This is a genomic window from Brachybacterium atlanticum (assembly GCF_025669985.1).
Taxonomy (GTDB): domain Bacteria; phylum Actinomycetota; class Actinomycetes; order Actinomycetales; family Dermabacteraceae; genus Brachybacterium; species Brachybacterium conglomeratum.
On the sequence record NZ_JAKJJW010000007.1, the window covers coordinates 1 to 18,357 of the forward strand.

An 18,357-nucleotide genomic window follows, 5' to 3' on the forward strand; every position below is an offset into this window, starting at 1 on the left:
CCTCCGGCGCCGCGGCGGGCTCCGGGGTCACGGCGGGGGCGCCGGCCGGGGCTCCCGCGCGGCGGCGTCGCCGCGCCGGGGGTGCTCCGTCGTTCGACGCGTCGTTCTCGGGTTTCTGGGTGCTGTCAGCCATGCGGCCGTCTCCTTCTGGAGGGCCAGCGCACCCTGGCCCCGTCTGGTCATCGTCCCTGGGGACGGAAGTCTCTGGCCCTCGCCGTCGCGCAGCTCCACGCGGGAGCGCTGCGATGCCGATCGCGGGGAGCACTGCGGTCGCGGTGAGTCCGCGTGGCCGGTGCTCGACGTCACGACGCCGGGAGGTTCCCCCGCCCGGTACGGAGCAGGAGAGTGCCTCAGCCAGTATGGCACAGCGTGCATCTGCCGCCGCGGAAGGGGGACCATGGTCCCCGGGGCGGTATGCGCGGCCGCTCTAGTTTTCATGCCAGCGTGTCGTCCACTCGGGAGGATCCATGGAAGCCCTCGACCTGGCACGGTGGCAGTTCGGCATCACCACCGTGTACCACTTCATCTTCGTGCCGCTGACGATCGGGCTGTCCCTGCTCGTCGCGATCATGAACACCCGTGCCGTGTTCGCGAAGGATCCCGTGCGCAAGGACGCCTGGACCCGGATGACGAAGTTCTTCGGCTCGATGCTGATCGTGAACTTCGGCATCGGCATCGCCACCGGCATCGTGCAGGAGTTCCAGTTCGGGATGAACTGGTCCGAGTACGCGCGCTTCGTCGGCGACGTCTTCGGGGCGCCGCTGGCGCTGGAGGGCCTCGCCGCCTTCTTCCTCGAGTCCGTCTTCCTGGGGCTGTGGATCTTCGGCTGGGGCAAGATGCCCGAGAAGATCCACCTGCTGACGATCTGGGCGGTGGCGCTGGGCACCACGCTCTCGGCCTACTTCATCATCGCCGCGAACTCGTTCATGCAGCATCCCGTCGGCGCGCTGCTGAATCCCGAGACGGGGCGGGCCGAGCTCGATCCCTCGCAGGGCTCGATCCTCGCCGTGCTCACGAACGTCACGGCGATGGCGGCCTTCCCCCACGTCGTCTCCGGCGCCTGGCTCGTCGCCGGCGCGTTCCTCACCGGCGTCGCCTCCTGGCACATGGTCAAGCATCACCGGGCGGCCCGCGAGATGGGGCTGGAGACGGAGGAGGGCCAGGAGCAGCATCGCGCCGCCCGTGACCTCTACCGGCCCACCGTCCGCTTCGGCGTGGTGGCGATGTTCGTCTCCGCGATCGTGCTGGTGATCTCCGGCGACTTCCAGGCCCAGATCATGTTCAAGCAGCAGCCGATGAAGATGGCGTCGGCCGAGGCGCTGTGCGAGACGGAGACCGGTGCGAGCTTCTCGATCCTCACCATCGGCGGCCCCGACGCCTTCGCCGAGCAGTGCGGGGACGTCACCCACCTCATCGAGGTGCCGTACGTGACCTCGTTCCTGGCCACCCGCACCTTCGATGCGACGCTGCAGGGCGTCGACGACCTCAACGCCCAGTACAAGGAGGAGTTCGGCGAGACCGCGACGAACATCCACGGCGAGGAGGTCGAGGTCGACTACCGCCCGAACCTCTTCGTCACCTACTGGTCCTTCCGCCTGATGATGGGCCTCGCGGCGTTCAGCGGGATCCTCGCCCTCTGGGCGCTGTGGGTCACCCGCGGCAAGGGCGAGAACGCCCGCACGACGGGCTCGAAGGCCTTCCAGTGGTTCGCCGTGCTCGCGATCCCGATGCCGTTCCTCGCCAACTCCGCCGGCTGGGTGTTCACCGAGATCGGGCGTCAGCCCTGGGTCGTCCACCCCAATCCCGACGACCCGACGGTGCGGCTGATGACGCTGCAGGGCGTCTCCGCCCATCCCTCGTGGATGGTGCTCGCCTCGCTGGTCGCCTTCACCCTCGTCTACGGCGTCCTCGCCGTGATCTGGTTCCGGATGATGCAGAAGGCCGCGCTGAAGGGCGCGCCGCTTCCGCAGCGGGACCCGGAGACCGAGGAGCTCGACACGCCCACCCTCTCCTTCGACTACTGAGAAGGGACCCACCTGCTCATGGACACCATGCTCGACCCCACGGTCCTGCAGACCCTCTGGTTCGCGCTGATCGGCTTCTTCTTCCTGGGCTACTTCGTGCTCGAGGGCTTCGACTTCGGCGTGCAGATGAACGTGGCCGCCTTCTGGCGCCGCGGCCCCGGCACCCGCGGCACGATCCTGCGCACGATCGGCCCCGTCTGGGACGGCAACGAGGTGTGGGTGATCACCGGCGGCGCGCTGCTCTTCGCGGCCTTCCCCGAGTGGTACGCCACCCTGTTCTCGGGCTTCTACCTCGCCCTGCTGCTCCTGCTGCTGGTGCTGATCGTGCGGGTGTGCGCCTTCAAGTGGCGCGAGAAGCACGAGGACGACCGCTGGCGCACCTCCTGGGACGTGGTGCACGTGATCGGCGGCTTCGCACCGGCCCTGCTGTGGGGCGTGGCCTTCTCGAACATCGTCGCCGGCGTCGCGATCGACCAGAACCACTGGGTGACCACCTCGCTGCTGGGTCTGCTGAACCCCTTCGCGCTGCTGGGCGGGCTCGTGTTCGTGCTGCTGTTCTGGCTGCACGGCACCCTGTACCTGACCCTGAAGATCGAGGGCCCGCTGCGCCAGGACGCCCACCGCCTCGCGAGCCGGCTCGTGTGGCCGACGATCGTGGCCGGCGCCGCCTACCTGCTGTGGTTCCAGCTCGCGCACTCGAACACGCCGTGGACCCTGATCCCGCTCGCGATCGCGGCGGCGGCGCTGATCGCGGTGGTGCCGCTGGGCCGTGCCCGTCGTGAGGGCCTCGCCTTCGGCGCGACCACCACCGCGATCGCCGCGGCGACGATCACCCTGTTCGGCGGCCTGTTCCCGTACGTCATGCCGGCCTCGAACGACCCGGCGAACTCGCTCACCGTCGCGAACGCCTCCTCGACCGAGCATGCGCTGACGGTGATGCTGATCGCCCTCGCGATCCTGCTGCCGATCGTCATCGCGTACACGATCTGGACCTACCGGGTCTTCCGCCATCGGATCACCGACGAGGACTCCCCCGCCCCCGGCGAGGGCCTCGTCGAGCGGGCCCGGGCGGGCTACCGGGAAGCGTTCGGCCAGGAGTGAGCACCCCCACGCGCGCGCGGCGAGCGCCCTTGGACCCCCGTCTGGTCCGGGAGGTGCGCGCCGCGCGCGCCCATGTCGCGCGGACCGTGGTCCTCGGACTCGTCCAGGCCGCGTCCGTGATCGTCACGGCGCTGGTGATCGCGCACCTCGGCGCGCGCCTGCTCGTCGAGCGGGACGTCCCCGCGGACGCCCCGGGGATGCTCGCCCTGCTGGTCCTCGCGCTCGCCGTGCGAGCGGGGGCGGTGCTGGTCGAGGAGGCGACCGCGCACCGCGCCGCGACCGCCGCGATCAGCGACCTGCGCGCCCGGGTCCTCGCCCACGCCGCCCGGCTCGGCCCGCGGGCCGGGGCCGGCCGCGGCGCGGACGTGACGGCGCTGGCGACGACGGGGCTGGAGAAGCTGCGCCCCTATCTGGTGGGCTACGTCCCCCAGCTGATGCTCTCGGCGACGGTCACCCCGCTGTGCCTGCTGACGATCGCGCTGCTCGATCCGCTCAGCGCCGTGATCGCCCTGGTCACCCTGCCGCTCGTGCCGCTGTTCATGATCCTGGTGGGGAAGATGACCGTGGGCCGCTCCGAGAGGCTGCTGGCGGACATGCGCTCCCTGTGGTCCCAGCTGCTGGACCTCGTCGAGGGCCTGCCCACCCTGCGCGCCCTCGGCCGCGAGCGCGGCCCGGAGCGGGTGGTGGAGACCCTCGGCGACCGTCACCGCTCCTCCGCCATGGGCTCGCTGAAGTTCGCCTTCCTCTCCTCGATGGTGCTCGAGCTGCTCGCGACCCTGTGCGTGGCGCTGGTCGCCGTCTCGATCGGCATGCGGCTCGTCTACGGGGAGATGGACCTCGCCCCGGCGCTCGCGGTGCTGGTCCTCGCCCCCGAGGTGTACCAGCCGCTGCGCAATGTCGGCTCCCAGTACCACTCCTCCACCGACGGCCTCGCCGCGGTCGGCGCGGCCTTCGAGGTGCTCGACGAGCACGCCCCGGCCGACGGGACCCGCCCCTCCCCCGACCTCGCCGGCGCGACCCTCGCCCTGCGCGGCGTGAGCGTCGCCTCGCGCGACGGGCTCGCCCCGCACGCGGCGGAGATCGAGGTCCGCCCCGGCCGCATCACCGCGCTGACCGGCCCCTCCGGCGCCGGGAAGACCACCGCCGTGCAGGTGCTGCTGGGCCTGCTGGAGCCCGAGCACGGCCGCGCCGAGGTGATCGCCGCCGACGGCACCGCGACCGACGTGCGCGAGCTGGAGCGCCGCAGCCTCTGGGACCAGATCGCGCTGCTCCCCCAGCGGCCCGTGCTCCCGCCCGGCACGCTGCGCGAGGTCCTCGCCGGCGCCCGCCCGGACGCGGACGACGACGAGCTCGGGGCCGCCGCGGCCGCCGTCGGCCTCGACGCCGTCATCGCGCACCGCGGCCTCGACGCGGACCTGGGCCGCCGCGGGCAGGGACTCTCCCTCGGCGAGCGGCAGCGCCTGGCGCTGGCCCGCGCCCTGCTCTCCCCCGCCCCGCTGGTCGTGCTCGACGAGCCGACCGCCCATCTCGACGGCGCCGCCGAGCAGATCGTGCTGGACCTGCTGGGCGAGCTGCGCGCACAGGGCCGCACCGTGCTCGTCGTCGCCCACCGCTCCCGCCTCGTCGAGGCGGCCGATGACATCGTCTCCGTCGACTCGCGAGCGGAGGTCGCCGCATGACCGCCCAGGTCGCCCCGCTGCGCCGCGCCGAGCGCGCCCTCGCGATCCCGCCCGCGCGGCTCCTCGCCGCGGTCCTCGCCGCGGTCGCGACCCTCGGCTCCGCCTTCGCGCTCGCCGCGGTCTCCGCCTATCTCGTCACGCGCGCCTGGACCATGCCGCCGGTGCTCGACCTGACCGTCGCCGTGGTGATGGTGCGCGCCCTCGGCGTCTCCCGCGGCGTGTTCCGCTGGCTGGAGCGGATGCTCACCCACGACGTGGCGCTGCGGGGCGTGGTCTCGCTGCGCACCTCGCTGTTCACGGCGCTCGCCTCCCGCACCGACGACGCCCTGACGCGGCTGCGGCGCGGCGAGCTGCTCTCCCGGCTGGGCGATGACGCGCAGGAGCTCGGCGACCACGTCATCAAGGCGATCGTGCCCGCCGTGGTCGCGGCCGTGATGCTCGTCGTGGTGCTGGCGACCTTCGCACCGCTGTCCCTGCCCGCGACGGCCGCGATGGCGGCCTCGCTGCTGCTGGCGACGCTGGCCGCGCCGTACTTCGCGCACCGCGCCGCCGCGCTCACCGAGCAGGCCGTGCTCACCACCCGCGGGGACGTCACCTCCCGGTCCCTGGAGATCCTCGACGACGCCACCTCGCTGCGGGTCGACGGCCGGCTCGACGGGGCCCTCGCCCGCGTCGCCGCCGCGCAGGCCGCGCACGACGCCGCGATCGACCGGGCCGCCCGCCCCGCCGCGCTCGCGGCCGCCGCGGTGCCCGCGAGCATGGTCCTCGCGGTGACCGGATCGCTGCTCGCCGCGGGCGCCGCCTGGTCCGCCGGGGACCTCTCCGCCGGGCAGATCGGGATCCTGCTCCTGCTGCCGCTGTCCTCCTTCGAGGCGGCGACCGCCCTACCCGCCGCGGCGACCCAGCACGCCCGCTCCCGCGCCGCCGCGGAGCGCCTCGACGCCCTGATCGGCGAGGGCGGCGCGGGCGACGGCTCCGCCCCGGTCCCCGCCGAGCGTCCCGCCACGGCGAGCCTGACCGCTCGCGACCTCACGGCCGGCTGGTCCCCCGACGCCCCGTGCGTCCGCGGCCTCGACCTCGACCTCTTCCCCGGCTCCCGCCTCGCGGTCGTCGGCCCCTCCGGCAGCGGGAAGTCGACCCTGCTGGCGACCCTCGCCGGACTCCTCGCCCCGCTGGGCGGCGAGGTCTCGACCGACGCCGCCTCCCTGCGCGAGGCGGTGACGATGTTCGCCGAGGACGGGCACGTCTTCGCGACCACGCTGCGGGAGAACCTCCGCGTCGTCCGCGGCGACCTGACGGATGAGGAGGCCCTCGCGGCGCTCTCGGCCGTCGGCCTCGACGACTGGCTCGCGACCCTCCCCCACGGACTCGACACGATGCTCGGCCCGGACGGGACCACGGTCTCCGGCGGCGAGCGGCGCCGCCTGCTCCTGGCCCGCGCCGTGGTGCGTCGCGGACCGGTGCTGCTGCTGGACGAGCCGACCGAGCACCTGGACACCGCCCGCGGCGACGCCCTGCTCGCGGCGCTGCTCACCCCGGGCGACGAGTCCCTCGTCCCGGCCTCGTCCACGGTCGTCGTCGTCACCCATCGCCCCGAGGCGGTCCCCGCCGACACGCCCGTCCTCAGGATCGGAGAGCCCCGATGAGAGACCGCCCCCGCATCCAGGACCTCGCCGGCGCCGTCCTCGCCGGCGGGGAGACCGAGGACCTGCTGGACCTGATGCTCCGCTCGGCCCGCACCGATCTCGGCGCCCGCAGCGCCGTGCTGGTGATGCCCCTGGACCGCGAGGCGTGGACGATCGAGATGGTCGACGGGCCCGACGCCCCCGCCCTGCTCGGCGAGCAGGTGCCCGCCGCGCATCCGATCGGCGTGGCGCTCGAGCACGCCGACGCCGAGGCGCTCGAGCGGATCGAGACCTTCGCCCTCGGCGAGGAGAGCTGCCGCGCGATGCTGGCCGTGATCGATGCGGCCGAGCACGGCACCGGGCTGCTCGGGGTGCTGCGCCCGGAGGGCTCCGAGGAGTTCAGCGCCGCTGACCGGGAGCGGCTCGACGCGCTCGCGGGGCTCGTCGGCCTCACCCTGCGCGTGCCGACCCTGCAGGCCGACTCCGAGATCGACGACGAGCGCGGACGGATCGCGCGCGATCTGCACGACCTCGCGATCCAGGAGCTGTTCGCGGTGGGGATGGAGCTCGAGGGGCTGGTGGGCTCCCTCGGCTCCCCGGACGTGACCCCGTCGAAGGCGCGGATCCGCTCCTCGGTCGCGGCCTCCGTGCAGGGGGTCGAGAACGCGGTCGCGCAGATCCGGCTGATCGTGCAGTCCCTGCGCCGGGAGCGGGCGGAGGCGACGCTCACCGAGCAGCTGCGCCGCGAGGTGGGGCTCGCGACCGCCGGCCTCGGGTTCGTGCCCTCGCTGCGCCTGCCCCCGCATCCCGCGGAGATGGATTCGGAGCTGCCGCCGGAGATCGCCGACGACGTGGTCGCGGTGGTGCGGGAGTGCCTCGCCAACGCCGCCCGTCACGCGCATGCCAGCGCGGTCGCGGTCTCCGTGAGCGTGTTCTCCGAGGGCGTGGACCGGGTGGTGCAGGTGAACGTCTCGGACAACGGCCGAGGCATCGACCCGACGGTGCGGCGCCGCTCGGGGCTCGCGAACATGTCCTCGCGGGCCCGGCGCCATTCGGGCTGGGTGGACGCGATCACCCTCGAGCCGGGCACGATGATCTCCTGGCGGGTGACGCTGCCGGTGGCGTGACGCCTACTGCGTCTTCCAGCCCGCCCGTCGGCGGGCCGCGACCATCGCCGCGACCTGGGTGCGGCGCTGCATGCCGAGGGTCTGCAGGATGACGGTGACGCGGTTCTTCACCGTCTTCTCCGCGATGCCGAGGGCGCCCGCGATCTCGCGATTGGAGTGCCCGTCGCCGATCAGTTCGACGATCCGCTGGTCGGACTCGGACAGGTCCGGGCCGTCCTCGACGTGATCGGCGGGCCAGACGGGGCGGCCGGCGTGCACGGCCTGGATCGCCTCGACGATCTCCTGGGAGCGCGCGGACTTGAGCATCAGGCCGGCGGCGCCCGCGGCGCGTGACTCGCGCAGCGCGGCGTCGTCGTCGAAGCTGGTCAGCACCAGCATCCTCTGCTCGGGGTCGAGCTCGCGAGCGACCTTCATGACGTCGATGCCGGTGCCGTCGGGCAGCTGGAGGTCGACCAGCAGCACCTGGGGGCGGATGGCGGGGAGGCGCCGGGTCGCCTCGGCGACGGAGGACGCCTCGCCGCTCACGGTGAGGGCGGGGCTCGCGTCGATCGCGGTGACGATGCCGCGGCGGACCACCTCGTGGTCGTCGACGAGCATCACGCGGATCGGGCCGTCCTGCTGGGTCGCTGTCACGTGGCGTCCTTCCTCATCTCGGCGGGCACGTCGAAATCTATCGCACCGGGGACGACGCGGGTCTCAGCGTCCCCGCTGGCATCGCGGGCAGAAGTGCGAGGAGCGGTTCGCGTGCATCACGCGCCGCATCACGGTGCCGCAGCGCGGGCACGGCTCGCCCTCCTTGCCATACGCGTTCAAACTCCGCGCGAAGTACCCGCTGCGCCCGTCGACGTTCACGTACAGCGCGTCGAAGCTCGTCCCTCCCACCTCGAGCGCCCGCTCCATCACGTCGCGGGCGGCGCGCAGCAGCGCCGGCGCCTGACGGGGGCCGAGAGCCGTGCCCGGGGTGTCGTACCGGATCCGCGCCGCCCACAGCGCCTCGTCGGCGTAGATGTTCCCGATCCCGGAGACGATCTCCTGGTTCAGCAGGAGCGTCTTCACGGCGCTGCGCCGGGAGCGCAGCGCCCGGGCGATACCGGACAGGTCCGCGGCCGGATCCAGCAGGTCGCGCGCGATGTGCGAGGCGCCCTCCGGCAGCAGGGCGTCGGGGCTGCCCACGCCGGCGAGGGCCCCGCCCTCTGCCTCGAGGAGCGGACTCGTCCACAGCCCGCCGAAGATCCGCTGGTCGACGAAGTCGAGCCGCGCCCCGTCGTCCAGGTGCAGGCTGACGCGGCGGTGCCGCATCGGGTCGGAGGCCGGGCCCTCGGACAGCTCCACCGACGGCTCGGCCGTCGCGCCGGGCGTGCTCATCCGCAGCTGTCCGCTCATGCCGAGGTGCGCCATCAGTGCTTCCCCGGCCTCGGCCCCGCCCGGCTCCGCGAGGCGCCACCACAAGAACTTTCCGCGCCGCACCACGGCGGTGAGCCGGGAGCCGATGAGGGCCGCGCGCAGGCGGTCCTCTCCCCCGGCCTGTCGGCGCAGGGAGCGGGGCTCGAGCACCTCGAGCGCGGTGATCGTGCGGCCGACGGTGCGCGGCTCGAGGCCGCGCCGCACCACCTCGACCTCGGGCAGCTCAGGCATCGGATCAGCCCCTGGGGATGAGGGACTCGCCGCGCTCGGCGAGGACGCCGCGCACCGCGTTCTGGGCGGCGGCGAGCTCGGCGTCCTTCTTCGAGGCGCCGTCGCCGCGGGCGGTGACGACCCCTTCGACGGTGACGGTCGCGGTGAAGGTCTTCTGGTGCTCGAGGCCCGACTCCGTGAGCGCGTAGACCACGTCCTTGCCCTCCGCGGCGGCGATCTCCTGCAGGCGTGACTTGAAGTCGTAGCCGGCCTCGAGGAACTCGTCGGAGTCGAGCATCGGGCTGAGCAGGTCCAGCACGAAGCGGCGCGAGACGTCCTGGCCGAGCGCCAGATGGACCGCGCCGATCACGGCCTCGGTGGTGTCGGCGAGGATCGAGGCCTTGGCGCGGCCGCCGGTGAGGTCCTCGCCGCGGCCCAGGCGCACGAAAGCGCCGAGGTCGAGGCGGGAGGCGATCACGGCGAGCGCCCGGGTCGAGACGGTCGCGGCGCGGCGCCGGGCCAGGTCGCCCTCGGGCAGCGTGGGGTGGGCGGCGTAGAGGTGCTCGGTGACGGCGAGCTGGAGCACGGCATCGCCCAGGAACTCGAGCCGCTCGTTGTGCGGTAGGCCGTCGTGCTCGTAGGAGTAGGAGCGGTGCGTGAGCGCGAGATCGAGCAGCCCGGAGTCCGTGAGGTCCGCGGCCTGCCCGGCGTCCAGCGGCAGCGTGTCCAGCAGGCCCTGGGGGGCGGCGGCCTCGGCGGCGCGGCGCCTGCGCGCCATCAGGCCTTCCCGTCCTGCGCGTCGTCGTCCTTCGGGTCCTCGTCGAACAGGCCCTTCAGCGCGGCGAAGCGCTCGTCGATGACCTCGTGGTGGTGGTCGGGGTCGTCCTCCATGCGGAAGCCGCACTGGGCGCACAGGCCCGGGCAGTCCTCGCGGCACAGGGGTCGCTCGTCGGCCTCCACCGCGAGGGTGTCGCGCACCACGGGGCCGAGGCGCACCTCGTCGTCGACGAGCAGGACGGAGTCCTCGCGCTCCTCGGCCCTGACCTTCTCGGGGTAGAGGAACAGCTCGTCGAAGCGGGTGGCGATGTCCTGGTCGACGGGGTCGAGGCAGCGCGAGCACTCGCCCTCGAGGTGGGCGGTGACGGTGCCGTGGGCGTAGATGCCCTCGACCACGGATTCGAGCTCGAGCTCGATCGCGATGGGCTCGCCCTCGGAGACCTGCATGGCGAGGCCGCCGGCCTCGCGGGCCGGGGCGGGGACGGTGTGCTCGACGCGGCGGTGCGTGCCGGTGCGGCCGACGAGGTCGACGGCGTCGAAGCGCAGGGCGTCGTCGAGCGGCGAGGTGGGAATGGCGTCGGTGGTCATCTGCTCAGCGTAGGTCAGAGGCGGTGCGCAGCGCCTCCAGCGAGGCGGCGGGGAGCATGTCGGAGACGTCACCGCCGAGGGCGTGCACCTCGCGGACGAGGGAGGAGGAGATGTGGGCGAGGGACTGGTCGGTGAGGAGGAAGACGGTGTCGGTCTCGGCGAGGTGGTGGTTCATCCGCGCCATCGGCTCCTCGTAGGAGAGGTCGAGCTGGGAGCGCAGCCCGCGCACGACCGCGTCTGCTCCGACCTCGCGGCAGAAGTCGACGAGCAGGCCGCGGGGCAGGGTGCGCACCTCGGTCTGCTCGGCGAGGCCCTCGTCGGCGAGCGCGGCGCGGATCGCTGCGGTGCGCTGCTCGAGGTCCAGCAGCCCCTTCTTGGAGGGGTTATGGGAGACGGCGACGATCAGGTGGTGGCCGAGGGCCGTCGCGCGCCGTGTGAGGTCGAGGTGGCCCAGGGTGAAGGGGTCGAAGGAGCCGGGCAGGACGACGGTGGTCATGGCGGTCACTCTAGTGCGGGCGGGGAGCGGCTCAGCCCAGCGTGAAGCGCACCTCGTGGCGGCCGTCGTCGTGGATCTCGCCGATCTCGAGGGTGCCGGTGGTGCCGGCGAGGTCACCGGTGCCGGAGCCGGGGACGATCACGTACTGCAGGGCAGGCGCGCCGCCCGTCATGGTGCCGAGCTGCTGGAGGGCGAGGGTCCCGCTGCGGCCGCCGAGGCTGCCCTCGAAGAGCTCGCTGGCGATGTAGCCGGCGCTGCCGGTCTCGGGGTCGCCGGCGGTGAGCATGGTGCCGCGGGAGGTGCCCTCGGCCTCGCCGGTCCAGGTCTTGGTCAGGGAGAAGCGGTCGGCGGCGCCGTCGATCGGGGCGCCGGGGGCCATCTGCACGGTGAAGGAGGCGGTGTGGCTGGTCATGGCTCCAGTATGCCGTCGCCGGTGCGGCGGGCGTAGGACGAAGGCGTCATGCCCGTCATCGCGCGGACGTCGCGGATGAAGTGGGACTGATCGAACCAGCCGAGGTCGTGGGCGAGGTCCGGGAGGGGGCGGGAGTCGCCGCGGTCGATCGCGGCGATCGCGTCCTGCACGCGGGCGCGCAGCAGGATCCGCTTGGGGCCGACGCCGAGGTGGTGGCGGAAGAGGCGCTGGAGGGTGCGAGCAGAGCGGGCGGTGCGCCGCTCGAGCTCCGCGACGGAGGTGACTGCCGGATCGGCCAGGACGTCCAGCACCTCGCGGAGATCCTCGAAGCCCGGGGCGTCGGCCGGCTCCAGCGCGCACAGCCAGCCGTCGAGCAGCGGCGCCGCCTCGGTCGCGGTCGCCGCGCCGCCGGCGCCGACGCTCCCCGGCATCGTGGCCCCGAACCACTCCGCGGCCGGGAGCGAGCGATCCCGCGCCGCCACCGGCTCGCCGCGCGTGAACGCCCGCGTGCCGCCGAGCCGGAAGCGGATGCCGACCACTCCCCCGGCGCCGGTCTGGGCGACGTCGAAGCGGCCCCGGGTGACGGGGCCCGTGACCCAGGTGCCGCCGCCGTCGGCCCCCGCGCGCCGGATGCCGCCCCATTCGCGGGTAAGGTGGATCGCGGGCTCGTCGAGGGTCGCGGCGCGGTGGACCTCTCCGGGGTCGAGGTCCCAGCTCACGGACCAGTAGCGGTCCACCCAGCGGCGCAGGGCCGGGTCGGGCAGGGCGTGGTCGTAGCGGGCGCGGCGCAGGAACTCCTCGGGCCGCAGCACATGGCCGTGCATGTGCGGGTGGGACGTGTGCAGGTGGGATCGCGCGCCGGTCGGTCCCGTCGCGTTCGTCCTATCGCCGTCCGACGCCATGGGGGCAGTGTGACAGGCATGACGACGACGCCCCCCGATTCCGCCCCCGACCGCTCGCAGGCCGCCGTCGCGCGCCTGGCGATGATCACCCTCAATGCGCTCGAGACCGAGCCGCTGGCGCGGTTCTGGTCGGAAGGAGTACGCGATGCTCTCCGGCCCCTCGCACGCGCTCGGCAGGGGCTGAGCGGTCAGCGCACCTCGCTCGCGAGCTGGGCGTAGCTCATCCCGTCGAGCCAGCGCCCGCTGCGGTGGAGGGACTCCTCGCGGAAGGTGCCCTCGAGGCGCATGCCGATCTTCTCCATGACGCGGCGGGAGGCGAGGTTCTCAGCGAAGCAGCAGGCCTCGACGCGGCGCACGCCGAGCCCGTCCACGGCGATGTCGCGCAGCGCGGCGGCGAAGGCGGTGCCGAGTCCGCGGCCCTGCACGGCCGGATCGAGCACCCAGCCGATCTCGGCCTGCTGGCCGGCGGCCTGCTCGCGCATGCCGGCCTGGGACCAGGCGTCCTGCCGCTCGATCTTCCCGGCGGCGACGATCCGGCCGTCCCGGAGGCCGACGACGCAGGTGTCGAGGGTGCGGTCCCACCACTCCTGATGGTCGGCGAGGGTGGAGCTGAGGGTGGTGGTCCACTCCTGCACCTCGGGCAGGCCGTACCAGGGCCACACCGCCTCGGCGTCCTCGCTCCGGCCGCGGCGAAGGGTGAGCAGGTCGGTGTGCAGCGGCCAGTCGAGCTCGTCGAGGGTGCGGGTCATCGCGCCAGGGTACGCGGGCTCAGAAGGGCGGTGGGCCGTAGCCGTCGCGGGGGTCGAGCCCGGGCGGGCCTGGAACGTCGGGGCCGTGGGGACCGTCCGGGTCGTCGGGTTCGGCGCCGCCGGTGTCAGGTCGGGACCAGTACTCCAGGAGATGCTCGCCCCAGCGCTGCTCCTCGATCGCGTCGAGTCGCTCCTGCGGCGATTCGTCGAGCGCGCCGCTGTGCAGGATCGCCTCGAACTCGAGATCGGCCTCGTACTGCTCCCAGGCGCGGCGGAGCTGCTGGCCCAGCTCACGGGTGACGAGGTCGCCGTCGGGCCTGGAGTCGCAGACGGCGAGCTCGCCGATCCTCCACCGGGTCACGCCGGTGGTCTCGTCCCGGACCGGGTCGAGGAGGCCTGCGGTCTTCATGCGGTGGTGGCGGCGGCAGAGGCGGTGCAGGTTCTCGATCGTGGTGGGGCCGCCGCGGGCGGGGTGCTCGAGATCGAACTCCTCGATGTGGTCGCTCTCGCCGACGGTCATGACGTTGCAGTCGCAGCCGGGGACGGCGCAGACGGGGTCGATGAGGCGCAGGTTCTCGGCCATCGCGCGGCTGACCCGGTAGGTCCTCGAGGCGGCGGGGGCGTAGCCGCCCCTGGCCGGGTCGGCGAGGACGCGTTCGAAGGCCGGCGCCTTCGCGGCGAGCTCGCGGGCCATGCGCGCGGGGATCGGGATGGTGCCGTCGAGCGTCGCGGGCGCGTGCGAGCGGCCCAGCAGGGTCAGGATCGGCACGACGACGGAGATCCGGAAGGCGGGCTCAGGCACCTCGACCCCGCCGGTCGCGAATTGGGAGCGTGTCATCACCGCGTAGCGCAGCGCGGGAAGCGGCATGGGCCGGCCCTCGCGGGCGACGTCGCCGTCGGGGTCGAAGGGGATCGGCGCTCCGGTCTCGAGCGCCTGGCGCTGGGCGTCCTGGACGGCGCGGGCAGCGGCGTCGAGGCGGCGGCCGAGCGCGAGGAGCTCGGGGATCGGGCCGACGACGGTGAGGCAGCCGGTGCCGCCGCCGTCCGGGGAGGGGGTGAGGTGGACGGCGCGCTGCTCGCGGGGCGTCTCCTGCACGGCGGCGCGGCCGTACCAGTCGATCAGCAGACGCAGCTCGCGGTAGAAGCGCTCCACGTCGATCGCGTCGAGCTGCCAGGCCGCGACCCGTTCATCGACCTGGCGGCGCTGGTGGGAGGTCAGCCGCAGCACGCTGCGCAGCAGCCACTCGAACCAGTCCACCGGCAGCTCCCCGGCGCCGACGCGGGCGAAGCAGGCGGACAGGTCGGTGACGGCGACGTGCGCGTCGCGCAGCCGCACCTCGCCCCGGCCGAGCTTCGTGCGCAGGCCCACTGCGGCGGCGAGGGCGTGCAGGGCCTTCTCGTCGCCCTCGTCCTCCTCAATCCAGAGGGAGGCGAGGTCCTGCATCTCGGCGACGTAGAAGGCGGCCTGCTGCTCGCGGCGCCGGCGGTAGATGCGCAGCACCGTCTCCGCCTCGGCGGTGCGGGGTGCGACGTCGGCGCGCTCGACGAGGGACTGCGGGGTCAGGGGCCGGCGGGCCCGCACGGGGCGGGGCGGAGGCTCGCCCGGACGGACGGAGGCGGCAGGGATGGAGGCAACAGGGTCGTCGGGGCGGGCAGATGCGGGGCGGGCAGATGCGGGGCGCGACGGGACGTCGAGGCGTGGGTCGTCTCCCATCGCTCCTCCTCCCCCGCGTCGTGATGAGCGTTCTTCGTCGACCGCTCCGTGCTCCTCATTCTACGACCAATATCCGACATTCTCCAGAGGTGCCGTCACCTTGCCCGAATTTGTGGATAACCGGGACGTGGGGAGGAAACTTCGCGGAAATGCACAGCCATTCCACATCGTGTGGATACTCGCGGGTCACCTGCACAGGTCGCGGCTCGTCGTGCGTGACGCGCGAACGCCAGGCGCACAACCAGGAGCCAGCCTCACGACATCTCACACGCCCCACCAGGAACATTCTTGACCGTCGTCGGAATACACAAATGCGCGACGAACGCAAGGCGTGGTCCTGAATTGTGGATGGAGCTCTGCCGGACCGAGAATTGCGGGCAGATCGATGTGGACGGAGTGCATGTGCACCTCGAGGCGCGGCCGACGAGAGCCGAGGCGGCTGCGGGCATGATGCGGGGCCGCGGGAGACGCGAGCGTCGCGATCCCGACGGGGCGGCGGTCAGTCCGCGGCGGGAGCGCCGTCCGCCGCGGCCTGGTCCCCGACCAGCGGCCCTCCGAACTGCAGCACGGTCTCGCCGTAGGACTTCGTGCCGTCGTCGGCCCAGCCGTCGGGCCACTCGACGGGGCGGCTGCGGGAGGAGCGCTCGAGGACGACCAGGGCGTCGTCGGTGAGCGCGGGGCGGAGCGTCACGAGGAGCTGCTCGAGCTCGCCGGTGGAGACGTCGTAGGGAGGGTCGAGGAAGACGAGGGTCGCGCCGTGTCCGCCGAGGCCCGCGGCGACGGCGCGGGCCTTCCCGGCGCGCACGTCGACCCGGTCGGAGAGTCCGAGGTCCGCGACGGTGCGGCGCAGCTGGCGGGCCGTCGGCCCGTGGACCTCGACGAGGACCGCATGGGCGGCGCCGCGGGAGAGGGACTCGAGGGCGAGTGCGCCGGTGCCCGCATACAGGTCGAGCACCCGGGCGTCCGCGAGCGCGTCCCAGCCGTCGAGGCGGCTGAACAGGGCCTCGCGCACGCGGTCCGAGGTGGGGCGGGTGCCCTTCCCGGGCGGCCCGGGGATGGTGCGCCCTCCGAGTGTGCCGGAGATGATCCGCGGCATGTCAGCTCCTCTCCACGTCGGGGTCGGCATCGCGCAGCCGCGCGGCGACGGCGGCGGCCAGCTCGGGGTGGCCGTCGAGCTCGGGATCCTCGGCGATGAGCGCGAAGGCATCCTCGCGGGCGGCCTCGATCCAGCGGGCGTCGCGCAGCACGTCGAGGTGCTTCAGCGTGCGCTGCAGGCCCGACTGCTCCTCCCCCACCAGGTCGCCGGCGCCGCGGCGGCGCAGGTCGAGCTCGGCCAGGGCGAAGCCGTCGGGCGCATCGGCGATCGCGCGCAGGTGCCGCGAGTGCACCTCGTCCACGACCGCGCTGGTGTCGAAGAAGGCGATGCCGGGATGCTCGCCGCGGCCCACGCGGCCGCGCAGCTGGTGCAGCTGGGAGACGCCGAAGCGCTCCGCGTCCAGCACGATCATCACCGAGGCGTTGGGGATGTCGACCCCGACCTCGATCACGGTGGTGGAGACGAGCAGGTCGAGCTCGCCGCGCACCATCTGCTCCATGATCTGCTGCTTCTCCTCGCCGCTGAGCCGGCCGTGGAGCACGCCGATGCGGGCGTCCGCGAGCTCGGGGCGGGAGGCGAGGCGCTCGGCGGTCTGGGCGACGCCGCGGGCGGGGTCGAGGGCGGGGGTCTTCTCCTTGCCGTTCTCGTCGAGGACGGGCTGCGCGGGGGTGTCGTCGGCCTCGTCCTCGTCGATCCGGGCGCAGACGACGAAGACCTGTCGGCCCGCGCGGATCTCCTCGCCGGCGCGCTGCCACATGCGCTGCTCCCAGGCGGGGAGCTTCTCGTGGACCACGAAGCTCTCGACGCCGGCGCGGCGGCCGGGACTCTCGGCGAGGGTGAGCACGTCGAGGTCGCCGACGGTCGCGAGCGCCGCGGTGCGCGGGATCGGGGTCGCGGTCATGACCACGACGTGCGGACTCTGACCCTGCGGGCCCTTGGCGCGCAGCCGCCGACGATGGTCGACGCCGAAGCGGTGCTGCTCGTCGATGACGACGAGGCCGAGGGAGGCGAACTCGACGCCCTCGGTGAGCAGGGCGTGGGTGCCGACCACGATCCCGGCCTGGCCGGAGGTCACGTCGAGCAGGGTGTCGCGGCGGGCGGAGGTGCGCTGGGAGCCGGTGAGCAGGCGCACCCGGGTCGCCTCGGGCGCACCGTCGAGCTGGCCGGCGCGGCCGAGCTCGCCGAGGAGCTCGAGCACGGTGCGGTGGTGCTGCTCGGCGAGCACCTCGGTGGGGGCGAGCATCACGGCCTGGTGGCCGGAGTCGACGGCGCGGAGCATGGCGCGCAGGGCGATGACAGTCTTGCCGGAGCCGACGTCGCCCTGGAGGAGGGCGCTGGTGGGGTGGCCGTTGCCGATGCGCTCGGCGAGCAGGTCGCCGATCTCGCGCTGGCCGTCGGTGAGGGAGAAGGGCAGGCGCTCGTCGAAGAGCTGCTGGAGCGGGCCCTCGGCCCGCAGCTGCGGTGCGGGGGTGCGATCGTCCTGGGCGCGGCGCTGGGCGAAGATCGCCTGGAGGACGAAGGCCTCCTCGAAGCGGAGATGGGCCATGCCACGGCGGGTGTCGTCCATGGTCAGCGGGGTGTGGACGAGACGGACGGCCTCGGCGAGGTCGGGCAGGCTCCGGCGGCGCAGGATCTCCGCAGGGACGGCGCTGGTGGCGGAGCCGGCGAACTCGAGGCCCTTCTCCATCGCGGAGCGCATCGTCGCGAGCGAGATGTTCTGCTTCAGGGGGTAGACGGGGCGGGGACGCTGCGCCCAGGCGCGGCCCTCCTCGGTGTCCTGGACGGTCTCGAAGTCGGGATGGGTGAGCTGGAGGCCGCCGCGGTAGTCGTCCCGGCCCACCGCGCCGTGCACGCCGATGGTGGCGCCGACGGGGAGGCGCTTCGCGTACCACTCGACGTGGTGCTGCTTGGGAAGGAAGAAGGTCAGCGGCAGCTCGTCGGAGCCGTCGGAGACGGTGGCCTCGACGATGAAGCCGTAGCGGGACCTCATCTGCCGCGAGCGGAACGACTCGACCTGCACGATGGCGCTGACCTCCTGCCCCTCGGAGATCTCACGCAGGGAGCGCAGCGGGGCGGGCTCGACGTAGCGGCGCGGGACGAAGCGGAGCATGGCGTCGAGATCGCGCACACCGAAGGAGGCCATCGCCTTGGACTCCTTGGAGACCAGCAGCTCCGTCAGCGGCATGGAGCCGCGCGTGGCGGAGGTCCTCCTGGCCATCGTGGCGACCCCTTCCATCCCGGTAGAGTGCTGGTGCGGTGCCCATCGTGCCATTGCCCTGCGACATCGTGAGGGACTCCACAGGACTGTGGACGGGCCCTCCTCTTCAGGCGCCGGGGCATCTGGGCTATGATTCCGTGGTTGCCCTGACCGCCGGGGGCTCGCACCTCCGTGCTCACCCAGGTCACCGACCCCGCCGTTCCGGCGCGGGGGCTGGAGCGGGCACCGCGATCAG

17 protein-coding genes are annotated in these 18,357 nt (G+C 73.5%); 6 read left to right on the forward strand and 11 right to left on the reverse strand.

What is annotated here, in order from left to right; translation table 11 throughout:
• The first annotated feature begins 467 nt into the window (after positions 1-467).
• Genes L3K22_RS04910 through L3K22_RS04930 form a run of 5 tightly spaced genes read left to right on the forward strand, consistent with a single transcriptional unit; the run spans position 468 to position 7,556 of the window.
• Positions 468-2,024, forward strand: a complete 1,557-nt coding sequence (locus L3K22_RS04910; RefSeq protein ID WP_126985200.1) for a cytochrome ubiquinol oxidase subunit I — start codon at positions 468-470, stop codon at positions 2,022-2,024.
• 18 nt (positions 2,025-2,042) lie between these two features.
• Positions 2,043-3,125: a cytochrome d ubiquinol oxidase subunit II gene (gene cydB / locus L3K22_RS04915; protein WP_263310418.1), complete on the forward strand. Its 1,083-nt coding sequence runs from the start codon at positions 2,043-2,045 to the stop codon at positions 3,123-3,125.
• Positions 3,122-4,804 carry a thiol reductant ABC exporter subunit CydD gene (cydD, locus tag L3K22_RS04920; RefSeq protein ID WP_263310419.1) on the forward strand — a complete coding sequence of 561 codons (1,683 nt, stop codon included), beginning with the start codon at positions 3,122-3,124 and terminating at the stop codon, positions 4,802-4,804. Before cydB ends, cydD begins: the two co-directional genes overlap by 4 nt.
• Positions 4,801-6,450 (forward strand): thiol reductant ABC exporter subunit CydC, encoded by a 1,650-nt coding sequence (cydC, locus tag L3K22_RS04925; RefSeq protein ID WP_263310420.1) that lies wholly within the window; start codon positions 4,801-4,803, stop codon positions 6,448-6,450. Before cydD ends, cydC begins: the two co-directional genes overlap by 4 nt.
• Positions 6,447-7,556, forward strand: a complete 1,110-nt coding sequence (locus tag L3K22_RS04930) for a sensor histidine kinase (protein ID WP_263310421.1) — start codon at positions 6,447-6,449, stop codon at positions 7,554-7,556. The genes cydC and L3K22_RS04930 overlap by 4 nt, the downstream gene beginning before the upstream one ends.
• Positions 7,557-7,559: 3 nt before the next feature.
• On the opposite strand, the gene L3K22_RS04935 is transcribed toward L3K22_RS04930, so the two are convergent.
• The 7 genes from L3K22_RS04935 to L3K22_RS04965 form a co-directional block, all read right to left on the reverse strand.
• Entirely contained in the window at positions 7,560-8,189 is a 630-nt protein-coding gene (locus L3K22_RS04935; protein WP_263310422.1) for a response regulator transcription factor, read from the reverse strand.
• 63 nt (positions 8,190-8,252) lie between these two features.
• Positions 8,253-9,191, reverse strand: a complete 939-nt coding sequence (gene mutM / locus L3K22_RS04940; protein ID WP_263310423.1) for a bifunctional DNA-formamidopyrimidine glycosylase/DNA-(apurinic or apyrimidinic site) lyase — start codon at positions 9,189-9,191, stop codon at positions 8,253-8,255.
• Between the two features lie 4 nt (positions 9,192-9,195).
• The gene (gene rnc, locus L3K22_RS04945) at positions 9,196-9,948 is read right to left on the reverse strand and encodes a ribonuclease III (RefSeq protein WP_263310424.1); all 753 of its coding nucleotides are present in this window, start codon (positions 9,946-9,948) and stop codon (positions 9,196-9,198) included.
• On the reverse strand, positions 9,948-10,535 hold the full coding sequence (locus tag L3K22_RS04950; protein ID WP_263310425.1) for a YceD family protein: 588 nt from the start codon (positions 10,533-10,535) through the stop codon (positions 9,948-9,950). The genes rnc and L3K22_RS04950 overlap by 1 nt, the downstream gene beginning before the upstream one ends.
• Before the next feature lie 4 nt (positions 10,536-10,539).
• On the reverse strand, positions 10,540-11,031 hold the full coding sequence (gene coaD / locus L3K22_RS04955; protein WP_263310426.1) for a pantetheine-phosphate adenylyltransferase: 492 nt from the start codon (positions 11,029-11,031) through the stop codon (positions 10,540-10,542).
• 31 nt (positions 11,032-11,062) lie between these two features.
• Complete coding sequence (locus L3K22_RS04960; RefSeq protein ID WP_263310427.1) at positions 11,063-11,443, reverse strand: DUF3224 domain-containing protein; 381 nt, start codon at positions 11,441-11,443, stop codon at positions 11,063-11,065.
• Positions 11,440-12,267, reverse strand: coding sequence for an AraC family transcriptional regulator (locus tag L3K22_RS04965; RefSeq protein ID WP_263310428.1), 828 nt, complete (start codon positions 12,265-12,267; stop codon positions 11,440-11,442). Before L3K22_RS04965 ends, L3K22_RS04960 begins: the two co-directional genes overlap by 4 nt.
• Before the next feature lie 96 nt (positions 12,268-12,363).
• On the opposite strand from L3K22_RS04965, the gene L3K22_RS04970 reads away from it, so the two are divergent.
• On the forward strand, positions 12,364-12,564 hold the full coding sequence (locus L3K22_RS04970; RefSeq protein ID WP_263310429.1) for a hypothetical protein: 201 nt from the start codon (positions 12,364-12,366) through the stop codon (positions 12,562-12,564).
• Here L3K22_RS04970 and L3K22_RS04975 read toward each other — a convergent pair.
• From L3K22_RS04975 to L3K22_RS04990, 4 genes are all read right to left on the reverse strand, one after another.
• On the reverse strand, positions 12,534-13,094 hold the full coding sequence (locus L3K22_RS04975; protein ID WP_263310430.1) for a GNAT family N-acetyltransferase: 561 nt from the start codon (positions 13,092-13,094) through the stop codon (positions 12,534-12,536). The genes L3K22_RS04970 and L3K22_RS04975 overlap by 31 nt on opposite strands.
• A gap of 19 nt (positions 13,095-13,113) precedes the next feature.
• On the reverse strand, positions 13,114-14,808 hold the full coding sequence (locus L3K22_RS04980; RefSeq protein ID WP_263310431.1) for an HNH endonuclease signature motif containing protein: 1,695 nt from the start codon (positions 14,806-14,808) through the stop codon (positions 13,114-13,116).
• Positions 14,809-15,307: 499 nt separating this feature from the next.
• The gene (gene rsmD, locus L3K22_RS04985; RefSeq protein ID WP_263310432.1) at positions 15,308-15,904 is read right to left on the reverse strand and encodes a 16S rRNA (guanine(966)-N(2))-methyltransferase RsmD; all 597 of its coding nucleotides are present in this window, start codon (positions 15,902-15,904) and stop codon (positions 15,308-15,310) included.
• 1 nt (position 15,905) lies between these two features.
• Positions 15,906-18,122 (reverse strand): ATP-dependent DNA helicase RecG, encoded by a 2,217-nt coding sequence (locus tag L3K22_RS04990; protein WP_263310433.1) that lies wholly within the window; start codon positions 18,120-18,122, stop codon positions 15,906-15,908.
• Positions 18,123-18,357: the final 235 nt, after the last annotated feature.

Excerpts from the sequence above, each read along its gene's own strand:
- L3K22_RS04975 (WP_263310430.1), bottom strand. The coding sequence starts at position 13,094 with ATGACCCGCACCCTCGACGAGCTCGACTGGCCGCTGCACACCGACCTG.
- L3K22_RS04950 (WP_263310425.1), bottom strand. The coding sequence starts at position 10,535 with ATGACCACCGACGCCATTCCCACCTCGCCGCTCGACGACGCCCTGCGC.
- L3K22_RS04965 (WP_263310428.1), bottom strand. The coding sequence starts at position 12,267 with ATGCACGGCCATGTGCTGCGGCCCGAGGAGTTCCTGCGCCGCGCCCGC.
- L3K22_RS04980 (WP_263310431.1), bottom strand. The coding sequence starts at position 14,808 with ATGGGAGACGACCCACGCCTCGACGTCCCGTCGCGCCCCGCATCTGCC.
- L3K22_RS04990 (WP_263310433.1), bottom strand. The coding sequence starts at position 18,122 with ATGGCCAGGAGGACCTCCGCCACGCGCGGCTCCATGCCGCTGACGGAG.
- rnc (WP_263310424.1), bottom strand. The coding sequence starts at position 9,948 with ATGGCGCGCAGGCGCCGCGCCGCCGAGGCCGCCGCCCCCCAGGGCCTG.
- L3K22_RS04930 (WP_263310421.1), top strand. The coding sequence starts at position 6,447 with ATGAGAGACCGCCCCCGCATCCAGGACCTCGCCGGCGCCGTCCTCGCC.
- rsmD (WP_263310432.1), bottom strand. The coding sequence starts at position 15,904 with ATGCCGCGGATCATCTCCGGCACACTCGGAGGGCGCACCATCCCCGGG.
- coaD (WP_263310426.1), bottom strand. The coding sequence starts at position 11,031 with ATGACCACCGTCGTCCTGCCCGGCTCCTTCGACCCCTTCACCCTGGGC.
- L3K22_RS04970 (WP_263310429.1), top strand. The coding sequence starts at position 12,364 with ATGACGACGACGCCCCCCGATTCCGCCCCCGACCGCTCGCAGGCCGCC.
- L3K22_RS04910 (WP_126985200.1), top strand. The coding sequence starts at position 468 with ATGGAAGCCCTCGACCTGGCACGGTGGCAGTTCGGCATCACCACCGTG.
- L3K22_RS04960 (WP_263310427.1), bottom strand. The coding sequence starts at position 11,443 with ATGACCAGCCACACCGCCTCCTTCACCGTGCAGATGGCCCCCGGCGCC.
- mutM (WP_263310423.1), bottom strand. The coding sequence starts at position 9,191 with ATGCCTGAGCTGCCCGAGGTCGAGGTGGTGCGGCGCGGCCTCGAGCCG.
- cydC (WP_263310420.1), top strand. The coding sequence starts at position 4,801 with ATGACCGCCCAGGTCGCCCCGCTGCGCCGCGCCGAGCGCGCCCTCGCG.
- cydB (WP_263310418.1), top strand. The coding sequence starts at position 2,043 with ATGGACACCATGCTCGACCCCACGGTCCTGCAGACCCTCTGGTTCGCG.